The sequence below is a fragment of the Geobacillus sp. ZGt-1 genome, assembly GCF_001026865.1.
GTDB classification, from domain to species: Bacteria; Bacillota; Bacilli; order Bacillales; family Anoxybacillaceae; genus Geobacillus; species Geobacillus thermoleovorans.
Window position 1 is genome coordinate 135,067 of sequence record NZ_LDPD01000026.1, and the last position, 6,633, is coordinate 141,699.

3 protein-coding genes and 2 pseudogenes are annotated in these 6,633 nt (G+C 56.0%); all 5 read right to left on the bottom strand.

Translation table 11 applies throughout. The features are described from left to right. A pseudogene (locus VU18_RS18015) lies at positions 1-179 on the bottom strand (amidohydrolase); the annotation flags it as partial. A 33-nt stretch (positions 180-212) separates the two neighbouring features. Then, positions 213-1,442 (bottom strand): hydantoinase/carbamoylase family amidase, encoded by a 1,230-nt coding sequence (locus VU18_RS14215; RefSeq protein WP_033026504.1) that lies wholly within the window; start codon positions 1,440-1,442, stop codon positions 213-215. Between the two features lie 291 nt (positions 1,443-1,733). After that, a pseudogene (locus tag VU18_RS14220) lies at positions 1,734-2,927 on the bottom strand (ArsR family transcriptional regulator); the annotation flags it as partial. Positions 2,928-3,183: 256 nt separating this feature from the next. Beyond that, positions 3,184-4,557, bottom strand: a complete 1,374-nt coding sequence (locus VU18_RS14225) for a UDP-glucose/GDP-mannose dehydrogenase family protein (RefSeq protein ID WP_020279260.1) — start codon at positions 4,555-4,557, stop codon at positions 3,184-3,186. A gap of 242 nt (positions 4,558-4,799) precedes the next feature. Next, positions 4,800-6,140, bottom strand: coding sequence for an N-acetylmuramoyl-L-alanine amidase (locus VU18_RS14230; protein ID WP_025039105.1), 1,341 nt, complete (start codon positions 6,138-6,140; stop codon positions 4,800-4,802). Between the last annotated feature and the right edge of the window lie 493 nt (positions 6,141-6,633).

Genomic DNA, 6,633 nt, shown 5'->3' on the forward strand with positions numbered 1-6,633 from the left:
CTCGTTTTCGTCGGCCGCGAAAGTTCAAGATGACCGAATGATTGCAGCGTCTCATAGACAAACTGCGCTGTTTTCTCTTCTTGGAACGACAATTCCGGATGGGCATGCAAATGACGGCGCCAGGCGATGACGTCCGTTTTCACTTCATCGACGAGTCGTTTGATTTCTTCACTTGTCATCCATGGTCTCCCCCTGTTCGTTTGTCTTTTTCGTTATTCCCCTTGGGCCAGTTGCCACACTGTATGATAAAGCACCTCTGCTCCAGCGGCGCAGTCTTCTTTAGTACTCCATTCCGCCGGACTATGACTCACTCCGTCTTGGGAGCGGACAAAAATCATCCCGATTGGGCAAATCGGAGCCAACTGTACGCTGTCATGGGCTGCGCCGCTCGGCAGCCAAAACGACGGGTAGCCAAGCTTTTGGCACGCCGCCTCCGCCGCGCGCTTCACCTCATCGGAACATAGCACCGGCGGCATTTCTTGCAGCCGCTCGGTCGTGACGCGGACGTTCCGCTCCTTGGCGATCGTCTCTGCCCGCACGGCTATGGCTTTCCATACTTGATCGCGCACCTCAGCCTTCAAGTCGCGCAAATCGAGCACAAATTCGACCCGTTCCGGAATGACATTAATACCGCCCGGATATACATGCAACTGTCCTACAGTACCGACCGTTGTCCCTGTTCGTCTTGCTTCCTCTTCGATCACTATGATGATCTGGGCGGCCGCCGCCATCGGGTCGCGCCGCAATGACATCGGCGTGGCGCCGGCATGTTCCGCCTTTCCTTCGATGGTAAATTTCACCCAAATCAGACCGGCGATGCCAGTGACGATGCCAACTGGAAGTCCTGTCTCCTCAAGCACCCGTCCTTGTTCGATATGCAATTCGACATAGGCTTTCACCGTTCCTGGTTTTCGCGCTGCCTGCGGCAAGCGGTCCGGGTCAAGCCCCGCCTGTTTCATCGCTTCAGCGAGGGAAATCCCTTCCGCGTCGCGGCACTCGAGCGCTTCCGGCGGCAGTGTTCCGGCCATGGCGCGGCTGCCGATCATGCCGAAACGAAAGCGCGCTCCCTCTTCGTCAGTGAACGCCACTACTTCAATTGGGTGGTGCGTCACAACACCGTGCTCGTTCATCGTCTGAACGACTTCCACGCCGGCCAACACCCCGAGCGGTCCATCAAAGCAGCCGCCGTTGTAAACCGAATCGAGATGAGATCCAACAAGGACGACCGTGGCATCCGGATTCGTCCCTTCTTTCCGTCCGATCAAGTTGCCAGCCGCGTCTTCATATACGAAAAGCCCGGCTTCGCGCATGTAGGAAGCGACGAGATCTTTGGCCCGCCGCTCTTCAGCAGTGAACGAGAGGCGCGTGACGCCGCCGCTTGGTTGCTTGCCGACCTCCCCTAGTTCCATGAGCCGTTGCCAAAGACGTTCCCCTTGAATCAAGCTATCCTCCCCTCACGCCAATTACGGATAATTTTCGGATATGTCCTTAATTATAATGGAAACAGATGAAATTTTCAAATAATACAAATAATACAAACGCCTTCAAGACAACAAAAAACTTCTGCCTGTCGCTAAAGGCAGAAGCTGATCGAGCAATTATAAGAAAATGCGGTATACTTTGCGCGGACGCCCGCGCGGATACGGGTTTGTTTCCCCGGCCACTTCGGCAAGGCCCACGGTCTCCAATTGGTTTAAAATCCGGCGGGCGCTGCGCGGCACAATCCCCATGTNAGAGGCCAACTCATGCGCTTCGATCTCGTTGGTTCCTCGTTTTTGCAATATTGCTTTCAATTTGCAGAGCGTCGCGGCGCTTAATCCCGTCCGCTCCGCCAGCTGCCGCAGTTCTCCGCCGCCGAGCGAATAGCGGAGGTGCACACTTTTTCCTAACGGACCCGAGATCGTTCCGTCATCAAACACCACCATCCACGCACCCCGTCCGCTTTGTTTCGCATGCAAAAACGCCTTCCCAGCCTGAATTTCGGCCTCATACGCCGTTCGGCCGATGCCGATTCCGCACGCGATGACCTCGCTGTACAAGAGCTCCGTCTCCTCCGCCGAGGGGACCGTTTTATAGCCATCGGTGATCTCTTTTAATGCGCCCCTTGTCGTAAAAATGACATAGCGGCCCGGCCCGGCGCTTTTCAGCGACCCTTGGACTTTTTTTGCATACCGTAGCAATTTTTCCGTTGTCTTCATCTCCAGACGATATATGTCATCGGTCGAAAATGTCTCTGGGGAGGCCGCCTGCATCGCATCGACTTCAATCATTTGCACGGCGATTTGCGCATCTTGCACCTGCAGCATCTGTCCGGTGCGAATGATGGTTTGGATGACCGCTTCCACCGCCGAGCGGGCAGGCAATACCCGATACACCGGCATTCCGAGTTTCTCCAGTTCGAGATGGGCTGTCCGCAAACAGGTGACCGCTGCTTCCGTTTTCCCTTGTTTCCAAAGGGTGTAATGATAGTCGGACAGTTCCTGGGCCGAAATGCCTCCCTCGTAATGCTTGACGTATGGAATCGGCTCCTCGATGCCCGCCTCTTCGAGCAGCCGTTCGATTTCGCGGCGCTCGTACGTGTCAAAACTAAGCCGGCTGACCGGAATCTGCTCCGTATAGTGCGCCTGCAGCAGTGTGCGGTACAAGCTGGCACCAATATGTGGCACATAAAACAGCGGCGCATCGACCTCACTGGACTGCTTGACGATCGAATACGGCACTTGTCCGGAAAACAGCCACATATCAACTTCTGACGCGAGCGGGCGGATCAAATCGATCACTTCACTTTCATCCCAATACACAACGGGAACGCAAACAAGCTCTTTGTACTCTTGCGCCACCGCCTGAATAATTGACAGCGAATCGTCCGCACCAAACAGACCTAAGCGAATGCGGATGATACATCCCTCCTTTTGCCGCCTGCCCATAGCGGTGGGAAAAGACGGCTTCTTCAGCCGCTCTCTTCCCCGCCTGTCTCCGCTTTCAAAGTGGCGGGCCACGACCCCACGTTTTCCCATAAAACCACTGGAAACATAACCTTCTCTTTCTTTGAAACGGCGATTGATGCCCCGCGCCCGCCGGCATGTCTACTATCCCACTTCCATCGAACGGACAGACCGCCTTATTCCCTTTTTTACAAAAAAGCCGTCGTGGCGATGCGAACGGGACAATTAAGCGGCATCCCTATTCACTTTGTTTGTGGAAAAAGGCAGCTGAGGCGCACTGGAGAACGTCAACAGCCCGATCCACTTTCAGCTGCCTATGCCCCACCGGCCGACCGATCGACTCGTAGATGAGGCCGGCGGCGTCGGCTTGTTTCGGGTCGTAGCAGTTGCGCCCGTCAAGCACAATTGGCCGATTCATCAGCGTCTTGTAACGGTGAAGGTCAAATTGCAGCACAGCCGGCCATTCGGTGAAAATGAAACAAACATCCGCGCCGCGAATGGCTTCCTCCATTGTCTCGCAACAAACAACCGCATCGCCAAAACGGCGCGAGACATGACCGAGGGCGGCCGGGTCCCAGACGCGCACGTCGGCTCCTTCGGCAATGAGCCGTTCGATGTTCGCCAATGCCGGCGATTCGCGCACATCGTCAGTGCCGGGCTTGAATGCGGCGCCAAGCACAGCAACAGTCCGGTTGCGAAAATCTCCGATGTGCGGACGCGCTTTGTCAAGAAGCTTCCATTTTTGTTTCTCATTGACGTCCATCGCCGCCCACACGGTTTTGAGCGAATAGCCATGGGAGGCAGCCAACGCATAAAGCGCCTTCGTATCTTTCGGCAGGCAAGAGCCGCCGTAGCCGACGCCGGCGCGCAAAAAGCGGCGGCCAATGCGCGGATCCATGCCGATTCCTTCCGCCACCGCCTGAATGTCGGCCCCTACCAACTCGCATACGTTGGCGATCTCGTTGATGTACGAAATTTTCAGCGCCAAAAACACATTGGCAGCGTACTTGATCATCTCTGCGCTTTTGCGGTCGGTGACAACGTACGGGAGCGCAAACGGGGCGTAGAGGTCCTTCATTATCCGCTCAGCTCTCTCCGATTCGACGCCTAACACAATGCGCGGCGCCTGCAACGTATCGCGCACCGCCGTTCCTTGTGACAAAAACTCCGGATTGGAAACGACATCGATACGCACCCCCCCGCGTCCGTGTTCCGCCAAAAAGCGAGCCGCTTCGTCTCCCGTACCGACTGGCACGGTCGATTTGATGGCCACAAGGCAGTCGCGTTCGGCCGACGCGGCGATGCGGCGCAGCGTTTCCCATACGTCATCGAGCTTGACCGATCCGTCCGGCAGCGGCGGGGTGCCGACCGCGACCATGATCACTTCCGCCCATCGATACGCTTCCGCATCGTCTGTGGTAAAGCGAAGGCGGGCGCTGTTCCGTTGGATGAGCGGTTCGAGCCCCGGTTCATAAATGGGGACGATTCCTTCATTCAACCGCCGAATTTTTTCCTCATTGACATCCACGCATATGACATCATGACCTTTATCAGCCAGGCAGGCGGCGGTCACAAGCCCAACATACCCCGCCCCGGCGATCGTGATTTTCATCGTTCCTCACACCTTTTTGATCCATTGCGGCTATTGTCGCTTGTTCTCATTATATCGAATCGCCTGGGGATTTTCATTGTTTTCGCCTAGCCGCTGAGTTCACCGGTTGTGCTCTGCGGCCAAAAGAAAACCGGGAGGAGCCACCCCCCCGGTTGCACGGCGTGTTTCCGTTTGCTTGATGACGGCCGATTGATCACAAAAACGAACAGACCGCCGATCAACGATTTCTCCACGATCATTTCTTATTCAAAATAATGCCGAACCGCATCCGCGATCGCGGCCGTCACTGCTTCCTGATAGTCGTCTGTCGCCACCGTCGCCGCATCTGTGCGGTTGCTTACATAGCCGAGCTCAAGCAATACAGACGGTCTGTCGTTTTCCCGCAGCACGTAATAGTCGCCAAACGCAACGCCGCGGAAAGGCAGTGCGGCCAATCGGGAAAGCGGGTCTTCGAATGATTGCGCTAAGCCGTAATCGGCAAAACGGTCGTAATAATAAACGGTGATGCCGCTCGCCTGTTGGTCATCTGCGCTGTCATAATGCAGGCTGATAAACGCATCCGCTTGATACAGGCGCGCCATCGCCACGCGCGCGGACAGCGGCACATACTCATCGCTAGAGCGCGTCAGCACGACGCGGGCGCCGTAAGATTGCAACTTGTTTTTCAGAAGCTTGGCGGTTTCCAACGTCAACTCCTTTTCCTTGATGCCATCGACACTTTGGGCCCCGCCGTCTTTGCCTCCGTGGCCAGCGTCAAGAACGATCGTTTTTCCGGCCAGCGCCTGAACAGGACCGCGCGTCCAGCTGTCTACATAAAGGCGGGAGTCGCTAGGCGCGATGGCTGAAAGCAGCGAGCGGTCAGCCGACTGGGGCGCTTCCGCTTCCTTTTCATTAGCTTGTCCACCCTTTACCTGCACATATGCGGATGACACCCACCCATCAAGCCCTGTTTGGGAGGCAATTTTGTACCATCCCGGTTTCTTTTCCACAATCTCGACCTCTTCACCACGGACAAGGCGTCCGACGCGCGCTGCCTTCAATAACGGCTCAGCCCGAACGTTGAGCGAACTGGCGTTGACGATTCCGGTTTGATGCGAAATCGATGACTCCCGAGCCGCAGTGAGGTATGCTGAAGACACCCAGCCGATCGCACCGTCTGCGATCACTTCCGTCCATTCCCCATCTTCCTTGATGACCCATACCGTTTCTCCCCGCGCCAAATGCCCGATAATTCGCCCATCTCGGCTCGGCTCTTGTCGAAGGCGGAGTCGGTTTTCTTGCACGACGGCCGTCTCTTTTGCCAACGCGACGTACCGCGCGGCGATCCACCCGGTTCGATTCGGTTTCCACTCGATGTTCACCCATCCATCCTTGACCTCGATCAGCCGATACGCCTCGCCGCGGTGAACGTTCGCCAATGGACGGTATGGCACCCCCGGCCCTTGGCGGACGTTCACCTGATCCGCCGTCACCACCGCCAACTGAGCGGTTTTCCCACTCTCCCCTTTCGCCCCCACCGGCCAAGCAGCCGCAGCCAGCCATAGCAAACAAAACAACAGGGCGAGCCATATTCCTCGCCTCATGCGCATTCCCTCCCCCGTTGTCTCCAATTTGTCTACTATATCGTTCGCGCACAACGGGGAATTTCCTGTCTGTCACTTGGGAAAACCGCTCGACAAAACTAGCGGGGCGGCATCCATCAACCGACAATAGCTCTCCTTTTTCTGCATGATGCCTCTTCACACGACAGCAGCCACAACGCGCAACCCAGTCGAACCATCCAGCTACGGCCGACATACCACCATCGCTTCTCTAACCGATGTCCGAATGGATAAGCCGTCCCCATGAAGAAACACGCAGAAGCGCCAAAAGCGCTCCGTGCTCCAACGGGAGACGGTGTCCTTTGTCGCGCTGGAACCATTCAATGACGCGCATTCCATTGGGAAAACGGTGAATGAACAAGCACCAAAGTGTTTCAAAAAATCCAAAATATTACAAATACTTCATACCCTCTATTTTTTGGTAAAACGTCCGTCTCGCCACTGCTTGTTCGTTGTAAGACAGCGATTCATCCAA